The sequence below is a fragment of the Plantibacter sp. 2H11-2 genome, assembly GCF_050031945.1.
Taxonomy (GTDB): Bacteria; Actinomycetota; Actinomycetes; order Actinomycetales; family Microbacteriaceae; genus Plantibacter; species Plantibacter auratus.
Window position 1 is genome coordinate 306,154 of sequence record NZ_JBNBBL010000005.1, and the last position, 23,674, is coordinate 329,827.

Consider the following 23,674-nt stretch of genomic DNA (forward strand, 5'->3'; position numbering starts at 1 on the left):
GCGGCCCTCATGCCGTGCGGCTTCAGACCGTCGGCGGTGTGGCTTCGTGGTGGGGCGCGCCGTGCGTGCGGCGGTCCTCCTTCATGGCGGCTTCCGCGAGGTGGCGTCGGCCGCCCGCCAGTTCGTTGCGGACCTCCGCCTCGAGCGTGCGGAACGGTTCCCAGTAGTTGCCGTCGTAGTCTTCGACGATCTGGAACGTCCAGCGTCCGTCGATGACATTGCGTCCGACCAGCTCGGTGTCGATCCGGTCGGCGAGGGCGTCGTGTCCGGCTTCGCGCAGGGCGTCCGCGGCTTCGCCGAGCGCGAGGTCCGCTTTGCCGGTCAGGCGATGGAAGCCGTAGAGCATGCCGCGCGCCTGCTCGACCACTTCGAGCGCCTCGGTCACTTTGCCGACCGCTTCCACAGTCGCGTCGTCGACCCCTGCGGGGACTCGGTGGGCGTCGTCGGGGCCGTCGGTCGTGCGGTCGTCTGCAGAACTCATACGACCAGTCTGTCCGGATCGGCCCCGGATGTCTGGGGCTTGCGGACGGAGGTGCACGATGTGAGCCGGCGGACGTCCTCCCGCGCACCGAGCGAGAGCACCCCGCCTGCCCTTCGACAAGCTCAGGGACCGAAACGTTCTGGGCACACCTCTGCCGGTCACTGAGCTTGTCGAAGTGCCCACGAGGACGCCTCATCGTTCCGGGCACACTTTTCTCGGTCACTGAGCTTGTCGAAGTGCCCACGAGGACGCCTCATCGTTCCGGGCACACTTTTCTCGGTCGCTGAGCGTGTCGAAGTGCCCACGGGGAACCCTTCGACACTTCGACAAGCTCAGTGCGGCGCAGCCCAGGGACCGGAAACGGTCAGAACGGTGCGGGGTCCGGTTCGGTCCGGTGGTGTTTGCCGTCGGGCGTTGTCCAGTCGAGCACCCCGCCGGGACCGTGGTCGAGGTTCCATCCGGGCAGATGCTTCATCCGGTGGTGATGCCGACAGAGACAGGCGAGGTTCCCGACATCTGTCGTCCCGCCGTCTTGCCAGGCAATCGAATGGTCCAGGTCGCAGGCCCTGGCTCGCCTGCTGCACCCCGGTGCCCGACAGGTGCCGTCCCGGAGGCGGACCGCGCGTTGCAGGTCGGCGGGAACGCGGTACTGATTCCGCCCCGCTGAGAGGACGGCGCCGGTTTCCGGCTGGACGAGGATCCGGGTGAAGCTGGGCGCGTTGATCGCGATGCGTGCCGCCGTCTCCGGGTCGATCGGCCCATACCCGTCGAGCGTCGCCGGGGCATCGCTGACACCGGCCATGCTCAACGCCGGCACCGTGATCTGCACGGTGGGCTTGATGTGCTCCTGCACCTCGATCGGGTGCGGGAGCGCCGGGCTCGACATGACGTCGTCGGGCGTGACACCGGTGAGCGCGAGGGCCGCAAGGGCGTCTGCCTGGAGTTGGGCGCAGGTGCGGGTGTCACCAGCTGCGCGTGACTCCGCTGCCGCCGCTTCGACGCGCTCGATGATGCCCTGCGCGATGGGCGCCGTGGTGAACAGGTGCACCCACGCCATGCCGTCGGCCGCTGGCTCGAACTCGACCCGGCGGTCCGCCTCGGACCGCCGGGCGCGTGCTGTGATGGACTCGGGGTGGAGTCGCTCGCGCAGGACGCGAGCGCGCCTGCGGAGGTTCGCGTTGGTGGACTCCTCCGCAATCGGAAGGACCTCAGCGAGGAACACCGCCCGCCCCGCGGTCGGCACGTCACCGAGTTGATCGATGATCGTCTGCGCGTGACGCGCCGAGATGCGCCCGGCCTCGAGCGAGGCCAGCACGGCAGGTGCGTCGTTCACGAGCCGTTCCGCGTCGTTCGTCGCGCGCTGGACCGTCCGCTCGGGCGTTCGGGTCGCCATCGCGAGGGCCGCGCAGGTCGACCGGCGGGAGAGCGCCAGGCGCTCGGCCGGCGGGAACACGGCCGGAACGACCGAGTCCGCGAGCGCGTCCGCATAGGCCGCAGAACGGGCGAGTAGCCGGGCCTCCTCGGCATCCAGAGCAGCACGCCGCCGCTGGATGTCCGCGTAGTGATCCGAGAACTCCGCGAGGCGCGCGGCGTGCTCGTCGCTCGCGCGGATCGCGGTGGTGATGGTCTCGGTCATGACTCCAGTCCACCATGGACCACTGACATTCCAGATGCTGAGTTGTGTCGGCTGTGGAAGTGTCCTCGTGTGCCCTTCGACAGGCTCAGGGACCGGAGGAGGCATACCGGTTTTGCGGGGTTCTCCCGTGTGCCCTTCGACAAGCTCAGGGACCGGGGAAGGTTGCGCGGAGACCGGAGTGAGTGCGGGTGCACCTCTTCCGGTCACTGAGCTTGTCGAAGTGCCTACGAGTACCCTTCGACAAGCTCAGGTACCGGATGGGTGTCGCTGGTCTTGGATGCTTCTCCGTGCGCCCTTCGACAGGCCGCAGGGAGCGGGGAAGGTTCAGGGATCGGGCGGGCGATAATCATCTGCCCCCGCGGGCTAGTAGTTCAGGCAGCGATCCGGATCCTCGGTCTCCGGAGGATCACCCTGGTAGAGGGTGAAGAAGTTCTCGGCCGGGCCGGACAAGGATCCACGGGCGTGAATGCACAGGCGCGCGAGACCGTCGTCGCTCCGTACGTCGGAGGTGATCCGGGACGTCTCGCATGCGCCGTCGCCGGGATGCAGGACGAGGTCCCGGTGGGTCCCCTCGTTGTCCACCATCCAGGTCCCGGAGAAGTCGATCGGGTCGTCCGCGCGGGGGTCGTCGCCAAGACTGCACTGGACATCCGAGGGCCAGGCGGTGGCTTCGAAGGTCCCGTCGTCGGCGAGCTCGAGCCGGGTGTCCCCACTGCGCCAGGTGCCGACGGCCTCACCACGTGGCAGTCCGTACCGCGTGTCCGAGCAGGCGACGAGCGACGTGCCGAGCATGACTGCGAGTACGGAGGCGGTCACCCAGCGTGACGGTTTCGATTCCACAGTGCGAGTCTGTCCGCCGCGGGCCAGGAGTGGCAACTCCGGTGGTGGCGTAGGTGTTCCGGGCGTCCGGGCGAAAAAAAGAACCCCCACCATGTAGAAGCTAGGTGGGGGTTCCGTGGCTCCGACGGGCGTCGATCCCGTGACCTCACGATTTTCAGTCGTGCGCTCTACCAACTGAGCTACAGAGCCGAGTACATCAGCTGCACGAACGGCGCCGATGTCTCAAAAGCAGAAGCCCTCCCTTGCGAGAGGGCTTCCGACCTTTTGCGACCCTGACGGGACTTGAACCCGCGACCTCCGCCGTGACAGGGCGGCACGCTAACCAACTGCGCTACAGGGCCATACATGTTGAATTGCTGGTGATGCGAACTGCGGTGATGCTGGTGTTACTCGGTGCTTCTCGCAGTCGCGCAGACTCACTATACCTGAATCCGAGCGGCTGTTTTTCCAGTAGTCGGTGGTGACCCCAACGGGATTCGAACCCGTGCTGCCGCCGTGAAAGGGCGGTGTCCTAGGCCGCTAAACGATAGGGCCGCGAAGCCCTGAAGCTTCATGACTACCGAGCGACAAGCATACGGATGAAACCCCCGAATCCAAAATCGGGTTCGCGGAGCAGCGATCGGCGCTCCATGCCGGATGTGACGACAGGCGCCGAATGACCACTCCACGGCCCCCGGCCGGGGTTAGCCTCTGGCGTGGACCACTCCCGGATGCCGCGGCCGACGGGAGTGTCCACAGCCGGTCCCGACCCCCGTCGGGCTAGCGTGGACAGTGGTACCGATGTGACCGATGTGACTGCAGCGAACCGAGATGGGCCCCTACTTCATGAGCAAGAAGCTTGCCGGCGCTTGGCGCCGAAGCCGGACGACCAACGCCGGATCGGCGTCCTCCGTGCGGTGGCGAGGACGCCTCACCGCCGCCATCGTCATGTCGCTCGCGATCGTCGGCTCCTTCGGTGTCGCCGGCCCGGCGTCGGCAGCCGACTACCCCTCGTGGGACGACGTCCAGGCCGCGAAGGGCAATGAGGCCGCCAAGGCCGCCGAGGTCACGAACATCAAGAACTTCATCGTCCAGCTGCAGGACGAGCTGCAGGTCGCCCAGGACGAGGCCGAGAAGCGCGGTACGGAGTTCCAGGCCGCTGAGGAGGCCTTCTTCGAGGCCGACGCCAGAGCCACCGCGATCCAGTCGCAGGCCGACGCCAAGACGGCCGAGGCCGACACCGCGACGAAGCAGGCCGGTCGGGTCGCCTCGCAGCTCTACCGCTCCGGCGGCGCCGACCTCAGCCTGAGCCTCTTCCTCGACGGCGAGAGCAAGGGCGCGACCGACCTCCTGTCGAAGCTCGGCAACATGAACCAGGTCGCCGAGCACAGCAACGGCGTCTACGAGCAGGCGGTCGCCGCGCGCAACACCGCGGCTGCGCTCGGTGAACAGGCCGGTGTCGCCCGCGACGAGCGCGAGTCGCTCCGGCAGGCGGCGCAGGCGGCCATGGAGGCCGCCCAGGCGGCGGCGTCCGCGGCGGCGGCGAAGCTCGAGAAGAACCAGGAGCTGATCGTCACGCTGAACGCCCAGCTGACGGCGCTGCAGGACACGACCGCGAAGACGGTCAAGGACTTCGAAGCCGGCGAGGCCGCGCGGAAGGCCGCCGAAGCTGCGGCAGCGGCCGCGCGTGGCGAGAGCGCCGACGGCGGTCAGCTCAGCAGCCAGGGCTGGGCGATCCCGGCCTCCGGCAGCATCTCGGGCACGTACGGCTACCGCGATCCGATCTCCACCGGCGGCGGCAGTTCAGGCAGCTTCCACCGCGGGACCGACATCGCGGGCGGCTGTGGCATCCCGATCTACGCGGCGACCGCCGGCACCGTGACCTACGCCGGTTGGTACGGCACGTACGGCAACTTCATCCTCATCGACCACGGCTCCGGCGTCTCGACCGGCTACGCGCACATCGTGAACGGCGGCATCCAGGTCGGCGTCGGCTACCAGGTCTCCGCCGGGCAGGTCATCGCCTACGTCGGCACGACGGGTGCCTCCACCGGCTGCCACCTGCACTTCGAGGTCCGCATCAACGGCAGTGCGATCGACGCGCAGCCGTTCATGGCCGACCGCGGGGCGCCGCTCGGCTGATCGAGCGCAGCGACCCGCACGACGAAGCGGCCGGCACCCTCGGGTGCCGGCCGCTTCGTCATGCGGTGTGCGGAGGTCCGCAGGGGCTCAGTGACCCTCCGCCTTGAGCTTGTCGAAGCCCGCGAGGATGATCTTCTCGGCCGCTGCGGCGTCGCCCCAGCCGTCGATCCGCGCCCACTTGCCGGGCTCGGTGTCCTTGTAGTGGACGAAGAAGTGCTCGATCTCGTCGCGCGTCGCCTGCGGGATGTCGGTCAGGTCCTGGATGTGCGACCAGCGCGGGTCCTTGTACTGCACGGCGATGACCTTGTCGTCGCCGCCGCCGTCGTCCGTCATGTGCAGCACACCGACGGGGCGGACCTTGATGCCGACGCCCGGGAAGGTCGGGAAGTCGAGCAGGACCAGCACGTCGACCGGGTCGCCGTCCTCGCCGAGGGTGTTCTCGAAGAAGCCGTAGTCGGCGGGGTAGACGAAGCTCGTGAACAGGACGCGGTCCAGGAAGACCCGACCGGTCTCGTGGTCGATCTCGTACTTGTTGCGGCTGCCCCGCGGGATCTCGATGACGGCGTCGTACTCGGCCATAAGCCTGCTCCTTGCGCGGTTGGATGACGTTGAGTCGGCGCGGTCGCCGACGAGGACCAACCATAACCGATGCGTCCCGGAGCGAACGGTGTGGGGAGGCGCTCGGCGCGGTGCAATAGCGTGGTCCGCGTGAACGACGTCCGACCCCCGCTCCACCCGTCCGTCGCCGCCCTGCGGAAGGCGGTGCGCGACGCGATCGCGGGCACGGCGCCAGCGGCGTCGCGTGACGTCGCCGGTGCCGACCTGCTCGTCGCGCTGAGCGGTGGCGCCGACTCGCTCGCGCTCGCCGCCGCGACCGCGTTCGAAGCCGGAAAGCTCCGTCTGCGGGCCGGCGCCGTGATCGTCGACCACGGACTGCAACCGGGCTCGGCCGACGTCGCGGCGCGTGCCGCGGACCAGGCGCGTGCCCTCGGGCTCGACCCCGTCCTCGTCCGGGTCGTCGAGGTGGGCTCCGAGGGTGGGCCGGAGGCCGCTGCACGGGCGGCACGGTACGCCGCACTCGACGCCGCGCGAGTCGAGGTCGGTGCGTCCCTGGTGCTGCTCGCGCACACCCTCGACGACCAGGCGGAGACCGTGCTCCTCGGCCTCGCTCGCGGGTCCGGAACCGGCAGCCTCCAGGGGATGGCGCCCGTCTCCGGTGCGCTCCTCCGACCGCTGCTCGGGATCCGGCGTTCCCAGACCCGCGAGGCGTGCGCTGCAGAAGGACTCGAACCGTGGCACGACCCGCACAACACCGACGACGCCTATGCGCGGGTCCGGGTCCGGGAACGGGTCCTGCCGGTGCTCGAGGCGGAGCTCGGGCCGGGGATCGCCGAGGCCCTCACCCGCACCGCCGACGCCGCCCGGGAGGACGCGGACGCGTTCGAGGAGATGATCGAGGAGACCATCGAGGAGCTCGTCGAGCACGCCGAGGCCGGGATCTCCGTCAGCGCCGGGGCACTCGCGGCCAACCCGGCAGCGCTCCGCCAGCGGATCATCCGGTACATCGTGAAGAGCGAGTTCGGCGTCTCGCTCACGCGGTCGCAGACGATCGAGGTCGCGCGGCTCGTCACCGATTGGGCGGGCCAGGGTCCGATCGACCTGCCCGGCCTGACGGCGTCCCGACACGCGGGACGCATCGTTTTCGCGGCCCGCTGACCGCCGGCTCTCCGAGCAGGAGGCGCACGGGCTTCCGGGTCATCTCGCATACACTCGACGCATGGAGCAGAGCGACATTTCCGACGACCTCACGACCATCCTCGTCACCGAGCAGGAGATCCGCGACAAGCTCGCCGAACTCGCCCGGCAGATCGAGACCGACTACGCCGGGAAGGACGTCCTGCTCGTCGGCGTGCTGAAGGGTGCGGTCATGGTCATGGCCGACCTCGCGCGCGAACTCCGCATCCCGCTCTCGATGGACTGGATGGCCGTCAGCTCGTACGGCGCTGGCACGAAGTCGAGCGGTGTCGTCCAGATCCGCAAGGACCTCGACGCCGACCTCACGGGCCGCCACGTCCTGATCGTCGAGGACATCATCGACTCCGGCCTCACCCTCTCCTGGCTGCTCGAGAACTTCGCCTCGCGCGGAGCCGCGTCCATCGAGGTCTGCGCGCTCCTCCGCAAGCCCGAGGCCGCCAAGGTGCACGTCGAGTGCAAGTACGTCGGTTTCGACATCCCGAACGACTTCGTCGTCGGGTACGGTCTCGACTTCGACGAGAAGTACCGTAACCTCCGCGACGTCGGCGTCCTCGCCCCGCACGTCTACGCCTGAACCACTCCACCGACCTCACACCGCACCCCCGTTAAGCCCACGGCAAACACAGGGGAGGCATCCAGCGGCGAGGGGGTAGCCTGATTTCCGACGCGGCTCCGCCCGTCGACCCCTCCTGCAGAAAGGGAACGGGCCAGCCCCGGCCTCTCAACTTATGAACGTCAAGCGTCTCTTCAAGGGTCCCATCCCGTACCTCATCATCGCCGCCCTGGTCTTCTGGATCGGCATCAGCCTGATGAGCATGAACGGCTTCCGTGAGGTCTCCACGCAAGAGGGTCTCGCCTTCCTCGAGAAGGGTCAGGTCAAGGAGGCCGTCATCACCGACGGCGACCAGCGAGTCGACCTCACGCTGACGAAGGCGGACGACGAGTTCGGCAAGCAGGTGCAGTTCTACTACGTCGGCGCCCGTGCGGCCGACGTGGTCGAGGCCGTCGACGCCGCAGACCCGTCCGGTGGCTACAACGACAAGGTGCCCCAGCCGAGCTGGCTCCTGTCGATGCTCGGACTCCTCCTCCCGCTGCTCCTCATCGGTGTCTTCTTCTGGCTCATGCTCTCCGGCATGCAGGGCGGCGGCAACAAGGTCATGCAGTTCGGCAAGTCGAAGGCGAAGCTCGTCTCGAAGGAGTCGCCGAAGGTGACCTTCGACGACGTCGCCGGTGCCGACGAGGCGATCGAGGAGCTCGAGGAGATCAAGGACTTCCTCAAGGAGCCCGCGAAGTTCCAGGCCGTCGGTGCGCGCATCCCGAAGGGCGTCCTGCTGTACGGCCCTCCCGGAACGGGCAAGACGCTCCTCGCCCGCGCCGTCGCCGGTGAAGCCGGCGTGCCGTTCTACTCGATCTCCGGTTCCGACTTCGTCGAGATGTTCGTCGGTGTCGGTGCGAGCCGCGTCCGCGACCTCTTCCAGCAGGCCAAGGAGAACTCGCCCGCGATCATCTTCGTCGACGAGATCGACGCCGTCGGTCGCCACCGCGGTGCAGGCATGGGCGGCGGACACGACGAGCGCGAGCAGACCCTCAACCAGCTGCTCGTCGAGATGGACGGCTTCGACGTCAAGACGAACGTCATCCTGATCGCCGCGACCAACCGCCCCGACATCCTCGACCCCGCGCTCCTGCGCCCCGGTCGCTTCGACCGCCAGATCGGCGTCGACGCCCCCGACCTCGCAGGCCGAAAGAAGATCCTCGAGGTGCACGGCAAGGGCAAGCCGCTCGCCGCGAGCGTCGACCTCGAGGTCGTCGCCCGCAAGTCGCCCGGTTTCACCGGCGCCGACCTCGCCAACGTCCTCAACGAGGCCGCGCTGCTCACGGCGCGCTCCAACGCCCAGCTGATCGACAACCGCGCACTCGACGAGGCCATCGACCGCGTCATCGCCGGCCCGCAGCGCCGCACGCGCGTCATGCGCGAGCAGGAGAAGCTCATCACCGCCTACCACGAGGGCGGGCACGCGCTCGCTGCGGCGGCGATGAACAACACCGACCCGGTCACGAAGGTCACGATCCTCCCGCGCGGCCGTGCCCTCGGCTACACGATGGTCCTGCCCCTCGAAGACAAGTACTCCGTCACGCGCAACGAGCTGCTCGACCAGCTCGCCTACGCGATGGGCGGCCGCGTCGCCGAGGAGCTCGTGTTCCACGACCCGACCACGGGTGCGTCGAACGACATCGAGAAGGCCACGGGCATCGCTCGCAAGATGGTCACCGAGTACGGCATGACCACCGACGTCGGTGCCGTCAAGCTCGGGCAGTCCTCGGGCGAGATGTTCCTCGGCCGCGACATGGGCCACCAGCGCGACTACTCGGAGGAGATCGCGCAGCGGGTCGACGCCCAGGTCCGCGAGCTCATCGAGGCCGCACACGACGAAGCCTGGCAGGTCATCACGACCAACCGGGCCGTGCTCGACCGCCTCGCCGCCGAGCTGATGGAGAAGGAGACCCTCGACCACAACCAGCTGGCCGAGATCTTCAAGGACGTCAAGAAGCTCCCGCCGCGCCCCGTCTGGCTGTCCAGCAAGAAGCGTCCCGTCGGGTCGGGTTCGGCCGTCGGTTCCGCGTCCTTCACCGCACCCATCGACTCCGGCGCGGCAGACGGCGGTGTGAGCTCGGAGCCCGAGCCCGAGGCTCCCGTGAAGCCCAAGCGCACCCGCGCGACGAAGCCGCGACCGGCGACCGCCTAGCCCGCATGACCCACGGCGAGCACACCGCGGACGACGCGGTCGCAGCCGCGCAGGCCGAGCCCGATCAGGGCTCGGCCTCGCGGTCGTCCGTGGACCGCGAGCGGATCGCCGCAGCGGTCCTCGAGATCCTCGAGGCGATCGGCGAGGACCCCTCCCGCGACGGCCTCGCCGACACCCCGACGCGTGTCGCCGATGCGTACGCCGAGTTCTTCGGTGGCGTCGGTCAGGACGCCGGTGTGCACCTGGCGCGCCCAATCCCGATCGAGGAGGGCGCGACCAGCGACGTCGTGCTCGTCCGCGACATCGCCTTCCGTTCCGTCTGCGAGCACCACCTGCTCCCGTTCCTCGGCACGGCGCACATCGCCTACCTGCCCGACGAACTCGTCATCGGACTCGGTGCCCTGCCGAAGCTCGTCGACACACTCGCCTCGCGCCCGCAGGTCCAGGAGCGCCTCAGCGAGCAGATCGCCGACACCCTCGTCGAACGGCTCGAGCCCCGCGGCGTCCTCGTCGTGCTCCAGGCCGCACACGGCTGCGTCTCGATGCGCGGGTCACGCCAGCTGACGAGCACCACCGTCACCATCGCCAGCCGTGGAGCCCTGGCCGATCCGGCTGCACGGGCCGAGCTGATGGTCCTGATCGGCGCGTCCGCCGACCAGGCGGGGTGATCGCATGTTCCAGATCATGGGCGTCGTCAACGTCACCCCCGACTCGTTCAGCGACGGCGGCCGGTACCTGGACGTCGACGACGCCGTCGCCCACGGGCTCGAGCTCATCGCGGCCGGCGCGACCATCATCGACGTCGGCGGCGAATCGACCCGGCCCGGTGCCGCCCGGGTCGACACCCGCGAGGAGCAGCACCGGGTCGCACCCGTCATCGCCGCACTGGCCGCCGCTGGTGCGCGAGTGAGTATCGACACGATGAACGCGGAGACCGCCCGTGCTGCGGCCGACGCCGGTGCCTCGATCATCAACGACGTCTCCGGTGGCCTCGCCGACGATCGCATGCCGGGCGTCATGGCGGCGTCCGGTCTCGATTGCGTCATCAGCCATTGGCGCGGGCACTCGGCCGACATGGCGAGCCGCGCCACCTACACCGACGCGGCGGTCGACGTCGCTCGGGAACTCGACGACCGGGTGACGACCCTCCGCGGTCAGGGCGTCGACCCCGGCCGGATCGTCGTCGATCCCGGCCTGGGGTTCTCCAAGCACGCCGAGCACAACTGGCGCATCCTCGCCCGACTCGACCTGCTGCGCGAGCTCGGGTACCCGGTGCTGGTGGGTGCGTCCCGCAAGCGGTTCATCGGAGCGCTCCTCCCCGAGGACGCCCCGATGGAGGCGCGCGACCTGCCGAGCGCCGTGGTGAGCGTGCTGGCCGCGCAGGCCGGAGCCTGGGGTGTGCGCGTCCACGACGTCGCCGCAACCAGACTCGCTCTCGATACCCTCGATGCATGGCAAGGTGGAGCCGATGACTGATTCGATCACCCTCACGGGCCTGCGTGCGTTCGCGCACCACGGCGTCTTCGACTTCGAGCGCGAGGCCGGACAGGAGTTCGTCATCGACGTCACCGTGTCGCTGGACCTCCGCCCGGCCGCCGGCGGCGACGAGCTCGGCGCGACCATGCACTACGGCGAGCTCGCCGAGGCGGTCGTCGCGGCCGTGGAGCGCGACCCGGTCGACCTCATTGAAACGGTGGCCGAGCGCATCGCCGACGTGGTGCTCGCGAACGAGCGCGCGGAGGCGGTCCGGGTCACCGTGCACAAGCCGAGCGCCCCCATCACGGTGCCCTTCGCGGACGTGGCGGTGACGATCGAGCGCACCCAGGCCGACCGCACCCAGGCCGGGCGGGCCGTCTGATGGTCTCGCGCACACCGATCCACGACCCCGCCCGTCGGCCCGGACCACCGAAGCCGCGCGCCGTCTGGGCCGTCGTGGCCATCGGGGCCAACCTGGGGGACCGCCGCGCGACGATCGCACAGGCGGTGGACGACCTCGCCGCCGTCGACGGGGTGCTCGAGGTGCGGCCGTCGCCGCTCGTGTCGAGCGCGGCCGTCAAGTCGTCCGGTGTCGACGAGTCGGCTCCGGCCTACCTCAACGGTGTCGCTGCCGTCCGCACCCGCCTCCAGCCGCACGCGCTCCTCGACGAACTCCAGCGGATCGAACTCGCGCACGGCCGCGTCCGCGAGGAACGCTGGGGCGATCGGACGCTCGACCTCGACCTCGTCGCCTACGACGACGAGACGATCGACGACGAACGCCTCACGGTCCCGCACCCGCGAGCCGCCGAGCGCGGGTTCGTCGTCGTGCCCTGGCTGCTCCTCGACCCCGACGCGACGCTGCCCGGCGTCGGCCGCCTCGACACCCTTGCGGCCGCCAAGGACGGCTCCGTGGTCCCCGACGACGGCACGCACCCGTGACCCGCACCACCGCGACACCGCTCATCGTCCTCGCCGGGGTGGGCGTCGTCTTCGGCTTCCTCGTCGAGGTCGCGATGGTCTCCGGCGGACGCGCGTCGATCATCCCGCCCGTCACCCTCGCGGTCTCGCTCGTGGCGGTCGCGATCATCCTCATCGCCCTGTCCTGGCCGATCCGCCGCAGCACGACCGGTCGCGCCACCCGTCGGATCGATCCGTTCCGCGCCATGCGGGTCGCCGCGCTCGCGAAGGCCTCGAGCCATGCGGGCTCCCTGGTGGCCGGGGCGACCGTCGGGATCCTGCTCTTCGTCCTGACCCGCCCGATCCTGCCCGCGATAGGCTCGTTGTGGCTGGTGATCGCGTCCATCGTGGGATCCGTCGCACTCGTCGTCGCCGCCTTGGTGGCCGAGTGGTTCTGCACCGTTCCGAAGGATGATGATGACGACGCCGCACCCGGGGGAGCCCCGTCCCACACCTGATCAGCCCGCCGAGCGGCCGCTGATCGAGACGCCGCTGGAGGAGCTGTCGTCGCCGGAGACGGTCCAGGCCGACCCTGCGGAGCAGAGCGGCAAGCGGCTGGAACTGCCTGATGCCCAGTGGCGACGCGTGAGTCGCAAGCTCATCGCCGTCGAGTTCATCTCCGAGGGTGCCGGTCTCGTGCTCGTCACGGCGGCCGTGGTCTTCGTCGCGCTCGTCTGGGACTGGACCTGGATCTGGTGGCCGTTCGCCGCCTTCGCCGTGATCTCCCTGATCGCCGCGGCGTTCATCCCTCGTCGCATCCGATCGATCGGGTACCAACTGCGCGCGGACGATCTGTTGTTCCGCCGAGGGATCATGTGGCAGCGCTTCGTCGCCGTGCCGTACGGGCGTATGCAGCTCGTCGACATCAACCGCGGGCCCCTCTCGCGGGCGTTCGGCCTCGCCGACCTCAAGTTCGTGACCGCCTCCGCCTCGACCGGAGTGGTGATCAACGGGTTGCCGGAAGCCGAGGCCGAGGGGCTGCGCGACCATCTGGTCGCCGTGGCGGAGAGCCGGCGGACCGGACTGTGAGCGAGCACCAGGCGGCAGGACCGCCGGAGCGGTTCGAGGCTCCGGCCGCGGGTCCTCGGGTGAAGCCGACGGCCGAGGCGATCGTCCCGCGGGTGGCCGGGCAGAGTCTCGTCGACGGGCAGTGGCACCGGCTGCACCCGGCGACGCCGTTGCTCCGAGGCGGCATCGCATTCGTCGCCATCCTCGGCATCGTGATCGCGAACCTCCGCGAGCGACTCATCGAGTTCTTCATCCCCGCTCCGGGGATGGAGCAGCCGACCGACCCGATCGACTACATCCTCAACCACGGCTTCGTCGGGTGGGTGCTCCTCGCGATCGCCGTCGGGCTCATCGTGGTGATCGCCGTGTTCTGGTTCTCATGGCGCATGCACACGTTCCGGGTGACCGACGAGGCGGTGGAGGTGCGCAGCGGGATCCTGTTCCGCACGAACCGCAAAGCCAAGCTCGACCGCATCCAGGGCGTCTCCATCGAGAAGCCGCTCCTGGCCAGGCTCATCGGGGCCTCCCGCATCAACGTGAGCGTCGCGGGCCAGGACGCGAACGTCAAACTCGAGTACCTGTACGGTGCCGACGCCGACGGCCTCCGCCGGGACGTCCTCACGCTCGCGAGCGGGGTGAAGCTCGCCGAACGCCGGCAGACCGCCGCAGCCGGCGACCCGGCCGACCCGACCCTGCCGCCGCAATCGGTGCCCGACGGCGCCGGCGGGGTGTCCCGGTTCGTCACCGAGCGCGTCGACGACTTCATCTCGCCCGAACTCGACCCGGAGGAGGCGGTGCCGGACTCCGTCGTGCGATTGACGCTCGGACGCCTGGTCGGATCCACGCTGCTCAGCCCGTTCACCGTGATCGTCCTGATCTCGGTCGTGGCCGGCGTCGTGCTCCTCGTCAACGGGCTGGACTGGGCCTGGTTCTGGCTCGTCCCGATGGTGCTGAGTCTCGGGGCCTTCGTCTGGTCGAGCGTGACGAAGTCGCTGCGCTACAGCATCGCCGCGACGCCCTCGGGCGTCCGCATCGGCTTCGGGCTCTTCTCGACGACGAACGACACCGTCCCGCCCGGACGGATCCACGCGATCGAGGTGTCACAGCCCATCATCTGGCGCCCGTTCGGCTGGTGGCGGGTCCGGATCAACAAGGCCGGCCTGTCACTGGAGCAGGCTGCTCGGGGTGCGACGAGCAACACGGTGTTGCCGGTCGGGTCGCTCGTGGACGCCGCCCAGGTCGTGGAGTTGATGCTCGCGGGCCGCATCGACGGCAGCGCCTGGGCGCCCCTGCAGTCGGCCCTCGCCACACGCGACGGCGTCGGTTTCGTGGGCTCGCCCCGCCGCTCGCGATGGATCAACTGGTTCTCCTGGCGTCGTACCGGCTACGCCCTGCGCGACGGGATGCTGCTGTTCCGGCAGGGGGTGGTCTGGCGCAAACTCCACATCCTCCCGCTCGCACGCCTGCAGAGCATCCGGGTCGACCAGGGGCCGCTCCTGCGCGCGCTCGACCTCGCCTCCGCGACCGCGCACACGGTCCCTGGCCCCGTGATCGCCAAGCTCCCGGCCATGGCCCGCGACGAGGCGGTGCGGATGTTCGACGCGGCGTCGGCGGCGATCGTGGTCGCGCAGTCGACCGACCGCAGCCACCGGTGGGCGAGCTTCGACCCCGAGCACCAGCCCGACGAGGCGCAGGCGACGGCGCCCTACCTCGATGAGCCGGTGGCGCAGTCCGGCACCGAACCGACGACGCGGGCGCACGCCGAGCCGTGGCAGGAGCAGAGCCCGGCACCGTCCGTGCCGTTCCCGACGACCGACCAGGACCGGAGGACCACGTGAGCGCGGAACGACGGAGCGCCAGGCTCGGCGTCGGGATCATCGGGAGTGGTCGCGTCGGCCCGGTCATCGGAGCGGCGCTCGGGGGAGCCGGACATGCGATCGTCGGCATCACCGCGGTGTCGGAAGAGAGCCTTGAACGGGCGAACGCCCTGTTGCCGGATGTGCCGGTGCTCGATCCGACCGAGGTGGTCGAGCGGAGCGAACTCGTCGTCATCGCCGTGCCCGATGCGCAACTCGCGTCGTTGGTCGAAGGGCTCGCGGCGGTCGGTGCGTGGCAGCCGGGTCAGCTCGTCGCGCACACCTCGGCTCGGTTCGGGACAGCGGTGCTCGCTCCGGCAGCGCGCGCCGGTGCCATTCCGCTGGCGATCCACCCGGCCATGGTGTTCACCGGCACGAGCCTGGATCTCGCGCGCCTGCACGAGACCTCGTTCGCCGTGACCGCACCGGCCCCCGTCCAACCGATCGGGCAGGCGCTCGTGGTCGAGATGGGCGCGGAGCCCGTGATCATCGCCGAGGCCGATCGTGCGGCCTACGCCGAAGCGGTGGAGACGGCCGCGAGCTTCTCCCGCGCGGTCGTGCAGCAGTCGACGGCTCTGCTCCAGGAGATCGGCGTGGAGAACGCCGGCGGCTTCCTGTCGTCGCTCGTGCGGTCGTCGGTCGACGAGGCGCTGCGCGGGGCGACCACGCCCGACGTCGACGAGCTGCTCTAGCCGGGTGGACGAACCGCCGCCCGCCCACCCGAGTCCGGGCAGGCGGGCGGGCCCGTGTCACCGGCTGCGGCGGCGACGGATCAGCGCGTCGATCGCGAATCGGCCCGGGCCGGCGAGGGTGAGCGCGAGCGACGCGAGCGCGAGCAGCATGACGTACTCGAAGCCACCGTCTGCGGCGTAGAACCCCGCCGGCAGGTGCACGAGCACCATCGCCACGGCCATCGTCACCGCCAGCAGGGCGCCCACGATGCGCGTGCCGAGGCCGACGATGAGCAGCAGGCCACCGACCACCTCGAGCCCGGCGACGACGACCGCCGCGATCTCCGGTGCCGGGATGCCCATGCCTCCGAACCCGGAGGCGACGCCTGGAATGGAGTCGATGAGGAACTTCTGGAGGCCGTGGGCGATGAAGACCACACCGAGGGCCAGGCGCAGGAGGAGGAGACCGGCGTCGATCCCCGCCTGTCCGCGCGGCGCGGCGGGGGAGGCCGGTACCGGTGGGACGGTGGTGGCTTCACGGTGGTCGGTGTGCTGGTGGTCGGAGAGCGTCGTCATGACGAGCCTTTCGAGTTCGTTTCCGGCGTCGGTGCCCCCGATCGGGACTCCTGTCCTTCGAGCCAAGCACGGCCCGGGTACCCGGCGATGTCCTCCGAATGGTTGTTCGCAGACCCTTGTCAGGGCGTCGATAGCCGGTTCATAGGAAACCGGCCGTGCGCGCGGCCCGCACGGTCCCCGGTAAACTCCAGTGACCGCACGAGGAGAATCCCACCGCATGACTGACACGACGCCAGAGCCGATCGACGACGCAGCAGAGCAGGCAGAGCTCTCCGAGCAGAAGGCCGTCCGGCTCGCGAAGCGCCAGCGCCTCATCGACGAGGCGACGTCGGGTGCCGGTGGCGCCTACCCCGTCACCCTCCCCATCACCGACACGATCCCGGCGGTGCGCGCCCGATTCGGTGAGCTCCAGCCCGACGAGGCGACGGGCGTCACGGTCGGCGTCGCAGGCCGCGTCGTGCACCTGCGCAACACCGGCAAGCTCTGCTTCGCCAGCCTGCAGTCGGGTGACGGCAGCCGCATCCAGGCGATGGTGAGCCTCGCCAGCGTCGGCGACGAACAGCTCGCCGCTTGGAAGGAACTCGTCGACCTCGGCGACCACGTCTTCGTCTCCGGCGAGGTCATCTCCAGCCGCCGCGGCGAACTGTCGATCATGGTGGCCGAGTGGACCATCGCGGCGAAGGCGATCCTGCCCCTGCCGAATCTCCACAACGAGCTGAACGAGGAGACGCGGGTCCGGAGCCGGTACCTCGACCTCATCGCCCGCGACCAGGCGCGCAAGAACGTGCTCGACCGGGCCAAGACGGTGGCCAGCCTCCGCCAGACCTTCACCGAGCGCGACTTCGTCGAGGTCGAGACGCCGATGCTCCAGGTCATGCACGGTGGAGCCTCGGCCCGCCCCTTCGTCACCCACTCGAACGCGTTCGACACCGAGCTCTACCTGCGCATCGCGCCCGAGCTGTACCTGAAGCGCGCCGTCGTCGGCGGCATCGACCACGTCTACGAGATCAACCGCAACTTCCGCAACGAGGGCGCCGACTCCACGCACAGCCCCGAGTTCGCCATGCTCGAGGCGTACGAGGCCTACGGCGACTACGGCACCATGGCCGACCTCACGCAGACCCTCGTCCAGAACGCCGCGCTCGCGACGAGCGGGAGCCACGTCGTCACCTGGGCCGACGGCACGGAGTTCGACCTCGGTGGCGAGTGGGACCGCATCTCGATGTTCGAGAGCCTCTCGGCCGCCGCTGGTGTCGAGATCACGCCGCAGACGCCGATCGAGGAACTCAAGGCGCTCGCCGAGCGTGAGGGCGTCGAGGTCCCGCACCCCATCCACGGCAAGTACGTCGAGGAGCTGTGGGAGCACTTCGTCAAGGGTGGCCTCGAGCGCCCGACCTTCGTCATGGACTTCCCGGTCGACACGAGCCCGCTCGTGCGCGCCCATCGCTCCATCGATGGCGCGGTCGAGAAGTGGGACCTCTACGTCCGCGGCTTCGAGCTCGCCACCGGCTACTCCGAGCTCGTCGACCCGGTCGTGCAGCGCGAACGCTTCATCGAGCAGGCGAAGCTCGCCGCACAGGGCGACGTCGAGGCCATGCGTCTCGACGAGGAGTTCCTGCGGGCGCTCGAGTTCGGGATGCCGCCGTCCGGAGGCATGGGGATGGGCATCGACCGACTCCTCATGGCGCTGACCGGTCTCGGCATCCGCGAGACGATCCTCTTCCCCCTGGTCAAGTAGCGGCCACCCGGCAGCACGACCACCGACAGTCAGGCGCGACGATGAGCATGATGGACCCCGGCGACCACCAGGACCCGAAGAAACAGGGGCCGACGACGGCGCGCATCACCATCTGGATCGTGGTCGGCGGGATCGGCCTGTACCTCGTCGTCAGCGGTCTGTGGGGCGCCCTCGCCGGAGGCTCCTGAGGCCGCTGCGCGCTCGTTCGGCATCGCGCGACCACGTCGTTCCGGTCCCTGAGCGAACCCTCCGGTCCCTGAGCCTGTCGAAGGGCGGTACGATTGAGGAGTGATCGAAGACTACTGGCTCAACGCGCTCTGGTCGCTGCTGCCCACCGTGGTCGTCGGCATCATCTTCTGGGTCGTGATGCGCGCCATCCTGCGGTCCGACCGCAACGAGCGTAAGGCGTACGCGCAGGTCGAGGCGGAGCAGCGCGCGAAGCTCGGTCTCCCGCCGGTCGAGCCCTCCGCCCCTCGCGAGGTCTGACCCGCCCGTATCACGTGGCGATGTCGCCCCACAGCTGTCCGGCATGGTCAGTAGGCTGGAGCCTCGGCAGCTGAGCGGATGGGCGACATGACGATCGAGTTCTCCTGGAACTGGCTGGGCATCACGGCCCTCGTCCTGGACTTCATCATCCGTGTCATCGCGGTGATCGTCGTCCCGCGCAACCGGCGCCCGACCGCGGGGATGGCCTGGCTGCTCGCGATCTTCCTCATCCCGTACGTCGGTGTCATCGCCTTCCTCCTCATCGGCAATCCGAAACTCCCACGGGTGCGCCGGCGGAAGCAGTACGACATCAACGTCTACATCCGCCAGACGACCCGCGACCTCGTCAAGGCGAACCTGACGTCGAACGCCCCGGCCTGGTTCCGGTCGGTCGTGACGCTCAACCGCAACCTCGGGTCGATGCCGCTGCAGGGCGGGAACACCGCGAGTCTCATCGGTGACTACGAGGCCTCGCTCCATGCCATGGCCGACGAGGTCGACCGTGCCGAGCAGTTCGTGCACGTCGAGTTCTACATCCTGACCTGCGACCGCACCACGAAGCCGTTCTTCGACGCGCTCGAGCGCGCGGTGGCCCGCGGCGTCACGGTCCGGGTGCTGCTCGACCACTTCGCGAGCTGGCGGACCCCCGACTACAAGCACACGCTGAAACGCCTCACCGCGATGGGTGCCCAGTGGGCGCTCATGCTGCCGCTCCAACCGTTCAAGGGCAAGTTCCAACGTCCCGACCTCCGGAACCACCGCAAGATGGTGATCGTCGACGGCGCGGTCGCGTTCATGGGCTCGCAGAACATGATCGACCGGAGTTACAACAAGCCGGGCAACATCAAGCGGGGTCTCCAGTGGCAGGAGCTCATGACGCGGGTGGAGGGCCCCGGGGTCGCGGGGATCAACACGATCTTCCTAAGCGACTGGTACAGCGAGACGGGCGACGTCCTGTCTCATGAGGTCGGTCTGCTCGAGGCCCGACCGGTGGGCGACCTCGAGCTGCAGGTCGTGCCGAGCGGGCCGGGGTTCGACGGCGACAACAACCTCAAGCTGTTCCTCACCCTCATCTACGCGGCGCAGCGGCGCATCGTCATCACGAGTCCGTACTTCGTGCCCGACGAGTCGTTGCTCGCAGCGGTCACGACGGCGGTCCAGCGTGGTGTGCCGGTCGACCTGTTCGTCTCGGAGATCGGCGACCAGGCGATGGTCTGGCACGCGCAGCGCTCCTACTACGAGGCGCTCCTGCGAGCCGGCGTGCGGATCTTCCAGTACCCGGCGCCGTACATCCTCCACGCGAAGCACTTCACGATCGACGACGACGTCGCCGTCATCGGGTCGAGCAACATGGACATGCGTTCCTTCGGTCTCAACCTGGAGGTCTCGCTCATGGTCCGCGGGCGCGAGTTCGTTCAGGAGATGCGCGGCGTCGAGGACGGGTACCGGGAGATCAGCAAGGAACTGACGCTCGCGGAATGGTTGAAGCAGCCCCTCCGGTCGACGGTGCTCGACAACCTCGCCAGATTGACGTCCGCGCTGCAGTAGACGCTGGCGCGCGCGGCCGGGCGATCCGACCGAAGGAGCCGTCCGCGCCGCGGACACCCTCCTCCGCCGGTCCACCGCACATGACCCGGCCCCAACACCCGTCTTACATCGTCGGGATTCTTGCGTATTCCACATATCAGTCGACCAATTTGTGTATCGTGTGACGGCCCCCTCTCCTCCAGAAGGTCGGACCCACGTGAACACCATCCTCTTCCGCAGGGCGCTCGGCGCCCTGTCCATCGTCGCCGTCACCGGTGGCGCCATGTTGCCGGTCACGGCACCGGACACCACCTCGACTCCCGCTGCCGCCGCGACCCAGTCGCTCGGCCTCAACACCTCGCTGCAGCGGACCGCCACCGGGAGCGTTCCCTTCGATCAGGCGCCCGGTCCGGGGCTCGACGTCTCACCCGACGACGCGGTGCTGCGGTCCCACGACGCCGTGACATACACGATCGAGGCGCAGCTGCGCGGGGCCGCCCGCGACAACCGGGTGGTCGTCCGACAGCGGCTGCCCGAAGGGTTGCAGTGGCCCACCGTCGATCAGTTGCCGGGGTACTGCGTCGCCGGATCGACGGTCAGTCCCGACCGCGCCGTCCTCGACTGCGTCCGCTCCGACGTCCTCCCGAACTCCGTGAGCGCCATCGAGCTCACCGCGATGCTCACCACCGCGCCGGCGAACGGCACCGTCATCAGCGCGCCGCAGGACGGTATCGAGATCATCGCCGCCGACGCCGCCGACGGGTCCGAGATCCGGGCCAGCACGACCGCACCGGATCTGGTGGTGAGCAGCGGCCCGCGCGTCAACGTCGGCGTCCGACGGGGGCCGGTCGTCGACGGCGTGCAGGAGCAGGACGGCACCGTGGGTTGGTACATCGCACACGACACCTACCTCTCGATCACCGATTTCGGCACCGATGAGGGACGCGGCGCTCGCGGATCCGGGAACGTCGTGGGCGACGTCACCTTCGTCATCGATCTCAACGGGTATCCAGCCGGCGCGCGGCTCGCGACCGTCAACCCTGAGGGGAGGCCGGTGCCGCAGAGCTGTCTCACCGGGGCCTTCGACTCCGCGGTCTTCCCGAAGGCGGCGGGCGGAGGCGACGACGCGGTCTCGGATTCCGGGACCTGGACCTGCGAGCCGGCAGCCGACGGCCGTTCCGTCCTCGTCACGGTCAGTGGGGCCGACCTGAGCGGCGACCACATCCCCTCGCGGTCCGCTTCCGGCTCCGCGATCACGGCGCAGGGCTACCTCGCCATTGGACGATTCGGCGTGTTCGTGCCCGAGGACGACGTCCCGGCGAACGGCGCCCTGCCCGTGCGGCTGGACCTCGCCGATCTCCGCGTGACGGGTGTCGCCGCGGACGGGACGCCTCTGCCGAACGCTCCGGAGCCGCTGGCGGACAACGTCGCCACCGCGACGATCGCCCAGCGCACCGGCGGCGGAGACCACGCGAGCCGGTACTCGGACCGCCGGACCGACAACCGCATGGTGCCCGGACAGAGCACGGCCGGCTCCGGCGACGGGCCTGTCGCCGGCGGCCAGCGGTTCGAGCAGACCGTCGCCTGGAACAACACCACGACGAGCCCCCTGACCGGCGCCGTGCTCTGCGCGGTGTTCGACCCGGCCACCCAGCAGGTCGGTGAGCGTCCCGGCGGAGGAGACCCTGCAGAGTTCCGCTCAACCGCCGGGGCTGTGATCGTCGAGTACGGGACGACGCCCAGCGTCGACGCCGCGGCCGACGCCGAGACCCGGCAGGCGCAGATGGATGCGACCACCTGCGACGACGCCGACGACACCTGGATCGCCGACCCGTCACTCGTCGACACCGACGACATCACGAAGGTCCGTCTTCGTCCCGTCGACGGCGAGCTCCCTCCTCGCACGAGCGTGACCCTGTGGGTGCAACTGCAGGCCAGACAGGGCCTCGACGTGGGCACCATGATCACCGAGACCTACAGCATCAAGTCCTCCGGCAACGGTCCGGACCGGGAGTCGGCGACCGCCTGGGTGGAGGACGGATGGTGGCACGGCCGGTACCGCGCGTCCGAGGGCAACGCACAGTACCCCCGTGGCGATCAACTGGTCGCCGCGAACGCGGCGGTCACGCTCAACAAGCGGGCCACCTCACCGGAGGTCGCGCCTGGCGCTCCGGCACCGATCGCGGCTGGCTCACCCATCACCTTCGAGGTGCGTCCGCAGATCATCACCCCCGACGGGGTGGCCGATCGAGCCGACGCCGTGACGGTCACGGACTCCCTGCCGGCCGGATTCCTCTTCGACGAGGGTTCGGCGACCCCGGCGGCCACGACCGTGGTCCCGCAGGCGGACGGCAGCACGCTCCTCACCTGGGACCTCGGGCGGATCCGACAGGGAGCCGAGCCGGTGATCGCCTACATCGCGGTCTCGGACCGGTTCTCCGTCGGACAGTTCCTCAATCGTGCGATCGTCGCGAGTCCGGACGACCCGGGGTCCCTGACGGACTTCCCCGCGGAGCCAGGACGACTCGACTCCCACTACTCCTGGCAGTCGATGGTGGTCACCACCCCATCCGGACTGCAGATCGACAAGCACGTGGCCCGGTCCGTCGTCGAGTTCGGCGACGCGGTCGAGGTCGACGTCGTCTTCGGGAACATGAGCGCCGGGGCCGTGCAGCGCGAGGTGCGGATGATCGACGTCCTCCCGTACCCGGGCGACGAACGTGGCTCGACCGGGCAGGGCGTCCTGGCGGGTTCGGCCTCGTCGGACGGAGCGGACCTCCGCTACACGGCGGCCCCCGGTGATGCGGTCGCGAGCAACGTCGACCCCGTCGTCGACGACGGCTTCGGCACCCTGCCGGACGGAGCGCGGTGGTGCGCGGCGGACGAGTTCGGCATGACCGGCTGCCCGGCGTCCATCGCAGAGGCGACCGCGATCGAGGCCACCGTCGCCGAGCTCACGCCGTTCGCGCCAGTGGTCGTGGACTACGAGCTGACGACCATCGGTGCCGCGGTCGACGCCCGGTTCGTGAACGACGCCGTCGTGCATTCCGCGACGCAATCGCTCGGCGCACAATCGCCCCAGGTCGCGGCTCAGCTGGTGAGCTCGGCGCTCGGCGAACGCATCTGGTGGGATCTCGACGCGAACGGGCTCGACGACGACGGGCTCGACGGGACGCCCGGGCCCGGTGTCGCAGACGTCGAGCTCGAACTGACCGGCACCGACAAGCGCGGGGAGCCGGTCACCCGGACCGCCACGACCGACGCCGACGGCCGGTACCGGTTCGATGCGCTCCGCTCCGGTGCCTACCGGATCGACGTGCGACTCCCGGACGACCTGATGGCCGACGCCACGTCGCCTCGGGTCGGCGACGACGATCTCCGGAACTCCGCGATCGACCCGGCGGAGTGGGTCATGCCGGACATCGTGATCGCGGACCCGTCGCCGAACGGAACCGACGGCGAGGACCTCCGTTGGAACGGCGGTCTCATCGCGACCGAGCCCGGGACCGGCCCGGCTCCGGAGGGACCGGGCGCGACGCCGGGTGCGCCGGAGGCCACGACCGGCCGGGACACCGCGAGTCCGCTCGCCGTCACCGGCGCCGGGCTCACGACCGGCGCGCTCCTCGCGGCCGGCCTGCTCGTCGTCGCCGGTCTGCTCGTCCTCGCGCTGCGGCGGACGCGACGCCTCGTCGCACCGGAGCAGCCGACGGACGGACCGGTCACGACCGAGTGACGAGGCCGTGAGTCGGGCCGCGGGCTGTCTCTTATACACATCTGACGCTGCCGACGACAATTA

The 23,674-nt window shown here is 69.7% G+C and carries 22 protein-coding genes and 3 tRNA genes; 17 read left to right on the top strand and 8 right to left on the bottom strand.

What is annotated here, in order from left to right; genetic code table 11:
- Window positions 1-22: 22 nt before the first annotated feature.
- The 6 genes from ACQG07_RS12575 to ACQG07_RS12600 form a co-directional block, all read right to left on the bottom strand.
- A complete protein-coding gene (locus tag ACQG07_RS12575; protein ID WP_064294389.1) occupies window positions 23-481 on the bottom strand; it encodes a hypothetical protein in 459 nt (152 codons plus the stop codon).
- Window positions 482-845: 364 nt separating this feature from the next.
- Window positions 846-2,117, bottom strand: a complete 1,272-nt coding sequence (locus tag ACQG07_RS12580) for a DUF222 domain-containing protein (protein ID WP_426738455.1) — start codon at window positions 2,115-2,117, stop codon at window positions 846-848.
- A 363-nt stretch (window positions 2,118-2,480) separates the two neighbouring features.
- Complete coding sequence (locus ACQG07_RS12585; RefSeq protein ID WP_426738456.1) at window positions 2,481-2,957, bottom strand: hypothetical protein; 477 nt, start codon at window positions 2,955-2,957, stop codon at window positions 2,481-2,483.
- A gap of 116 nt (window positions 2,958-3,073) precedes the next feature.
- Window positions 3,074-3,146: transfer RNA gene (locus tag ACQG07_RS12590), tRNA-Phe, on the bottom strand.
- 78 nt (window positions 3,147-3,224) lie between these two features.
- A tRNA-Asp gene (locus tag ACQG07_RS12595) sits at window positions 3,225-3,298 on the bottom strand.
- Between the two features lie 117 nt (window positions 3,299-3,415).
- Window positions 3,416-3,491 (bottom strand) — tRNA-Glu (locus ACQG07_RS12600).
- Window positions 3,492-3,782: 291 nt separating this feature from the next.
- Between ACQG07_RS12600 and ACQG07_RS12605 the strand changes: the two genes are divergently transcribed.
- A complete protein-coding gene (locus tag ACQG07_RS12605; RefSeq protein WP_426738457.1) occupies window positions 3,783-5,078 on the top strand; it encodes a M23 family metallopeptidase in 1,296 nt (431 codons plus the stop codon).
- 87 nt (window positions 5,079-5,165) lie between these two features.
- Here ACQG07_RS12605 and ACQG07_RS12610 read toward each other — a convergent pair whose 3' ends face one another.
- On the bottom strand, window positions 5,166-5,657 hold the full coding sequence (locus ACQG07_RS12610) for an inorganic diphosphatase (RefSeq protein WP_079705152.1): 492 nt from the start codon (window positions 5,655-5,657) through the stop codon (window positions 5,166-5,168).
- 129 nt (window positions 5,658-5,786) lie between these two features.
- Here ACQG07_RS12610 and tilS point away from each other — a divergent pair, with 129 nt between their 5' ends.
- The 11 genes from tilS (at window position 5,787) to ACQG07_RS12665 (ending at window position 15,572) form a co-directional block, all read left to right on the top strand.
- Window positions 5,787-6,794: a tRNA lysidine(34) synthetase TilS gene (tilS, locus tag ACQG07_RS12615; protein WP_426738458.1), complete on the top strand. Its 1,008-nt coding sequence runs from the start codon at window positions 5,787-5,789 to the stop codon at window positions 6,792-6,794.
- A 61-nt stretch (window positions 6,795-6,855) separates the two neighbouring features.
- On the top strand, window positions 6,856-7,407 hold the full coding sequence (gene hpt / locus ACQG07_RS12620; RefSeq protein WP_064294334.1) for a hypoxanthine phosphoribosyltransferase: 552 nt from the start codon (window positions 6,856-6,858) through the stop codon (window positions 7,405-7,407).
- A 154-nt stretch (window positions 7,408-7,561) separates the two neighbouring features.
- Window positions 7,562-9,580, top strand: a complete 2,019-nt coding sequence (gene ftsH, locus ACQG07_RS12625) for an ATP-dependent zinc metalloprotease FtsH (protein ID WP_079705154.1) — start codon at window positions 7,562-7,564, stop codon at window positions 9,578-9,580.
- 5 nt (window positions 9,581-9,585) lie between these two features.
- Window positions 9,586-10,248, top strand: a complete 663-nt coding sequence (folE, locus tag ACQG07_RS12630) for a GTP cyclohydrolase I FolE (RefSeq protein WP_159877840.1) — start codon at window positions 9,586-9,588, stop codon at window positions 10,246-10,248.
- 4 nt (window positions 10,249-10,252) lie between these two features.
- Window positions 10,253-11,056 (top strand): dihydropteroate synthase, encoded by an 804-nt coding sequence (gene folP, locus ACQG07_RS12635; protein ID WP_079705156.1) that lies wholly within the window; start codon window positions 10,253-10,255, stop codon window positions 11,054-11,056.
- Window positions 11,049-11,438: a dihydroneopterin aldolase gene (gene folB, locus ACQG07_RS12640; RefSeq protein WP_079705157.1), complete on the top strand. Its 390-nt coding sequence runs from the start codon at window positions 11,049-11,051 to the stop codon at window positions 11,436-11,438. Before folP ends, folB begins: the two co-directional genes overlap by 8 nt.
- A complete protein-coding gene (gene folK, locus ACQG07_RS12645) occupies window positions 11,438-11,998 on the top strand; it encodes a 2-amino-4-hydroxy-6-hydroxymethyldihydropteridine diphosphokinase (protein ID WP_079705158.1) in 561 nt (186 codons plus the stop codon). The genes folB and folK overlap by 1 nt, the downstream gene beginning before the upstream one ends.
- Window positions 11,995-12,474: a DUF3180 domain-containing protein gene (locus ACQG07_RS12650; protein ID WP_086474548.1), complete on the top strand. Its 480-nt coding sequence runs from the start codon at window positions 11,995-11,997 to the stop codon at window positions 12,472-12,474. The genes folK and ACQG07_RS12650 overlap by 4 nt, the downstream gene beginning before the upstream one ends.
- A complete protein-coding gene (locus ACQG07_RS12655) occupies window positions 12,431-13,045 on the top strand; it encodes a PH domain-containing protein (RefSeq protein ID WP_425313573.1) in 615 nt (204 codons plus the stop codon). Before ACQG07_RS12650 ends, ACQG07_RS12655 begins: the two co-directional genes overlap by 44 nt.
- Window positions 13,042-14,862, top strand: a complete 1,821-nt coding sequence (locus tag ACQG07_RS12660; protein ID WP_159877842.1) for a PH domain-containing protein — start codon at window positions 13,042-13,044, stop codon at window positions 14,860-14,862. The genes ACQG07_RS12655 and ACQG07_RS12660 overlap by 4 nt, the downstream gene beginning before the upstream one ends.
- Window positions 14,859-15,572 (top strand): Rossmann-like and DUF2520 domain-containing protein, encoded by a 714-nt coding sequence (locus ACQG07_RS12665; protein ID WP_229939420.1) that lies wholly within the window; start codon window positions 14,859-14,861, stop codon window positions 15,570-15,572. The genes ACQG07_RS12660 and ACQG07_RS12665 overlap by 4 nt, the downstream gene beginning before the upstream one ends.
- A 57-nt stretch (window positions 15,573-15,629) precedes the next feature.
- Here ACQG07_RS12665 and ACQG07_RS12670 read toward each other — a convergent pair whose 3' ends face one another.
- Window positions 15,630-16,127, bottom strand: coding sequence for a DoxX family protein (locus ACQG07_RS12670; protein ID WP_426738459.1), 498 nt, complete (start codon window positions 16,125-16,127; stop codon window positions 15,630-15,632).
- Window positions 16,128-16,344: 217 nt separating this feature from the next.
- Here ACQG07_RS12670 and lysS point away from each other — a divergent pair, with 217 nt between their 5' ends.
- The 5 genes from lysS (at window position 16,345) to ACQG07_RS12695 (ending at window position 23,611) form a co-directional block, all read left to right on the top strand.
- Window positions 16,345-17,865: a lysine--tRNA ligase gene (gene lysS, locus ACQG07_RS12675; protein WP_159877844.1), complete on the top strand. Its 1,521-nt coding sequence runs from the start codon at window positions 16,345-16,347 to the stop codon at window positions 17,863-17,865.
- Between the two features lie 41 nt (window positions 17,866-17,906).
- A complete protein-coding gene (locus ACQG07_RS12680) occupies window positions 17,907-18,053 on the top strand; it encodes a hypothetical protein (protein WP_153303387.1) in 147 nt (48 codons plus the stop codon).
- Window positions 18,054-18,153: 100 nt separating this feature from the next.
- On the top strand, window positions 18,154-18,351 hold the full coding sequence (locus tag ACQG07_RS12685) for a hypothetical protein (protein WP_194718988.1): 198 nt from the start codon (window positions 18,154-18,156) through the stop codon (window positions 18,349-18,351).
- 78 nt (window positions 18,352-18,429) lie between these two features.
- The gene (gene cls / locus ACQG07_RS12690) at window positions 18,430-19,899 is read left to right on the top strand and encodes a cardiolipin synthase (RefSeq protein ID WP_137242235.1); all 1,470 of its coding nucleotides are present in this window, start codon (window positions 18,430-18,432) and stop codon (window positions 19,897-19,899) included.
- 196 nt (window positions 19,900-20,095) lie between these two features.
- Window positions 20,096-23,611 carry an SdrD B-like domain-containing protein gene (locus tag ACQG07_RS12695; RefSeq protein ID WP_426738460.1) on the top strand — a complete coding sequence of 1,172 codons (3,516 nt, stop codon included), beginning with the start codon at window positions 20,096-20,098 and terminating at the stop codon, window positions 23,609-23,611.
- Window positions 23,612-23,674 lie beyond the last annotated feature (63 nt).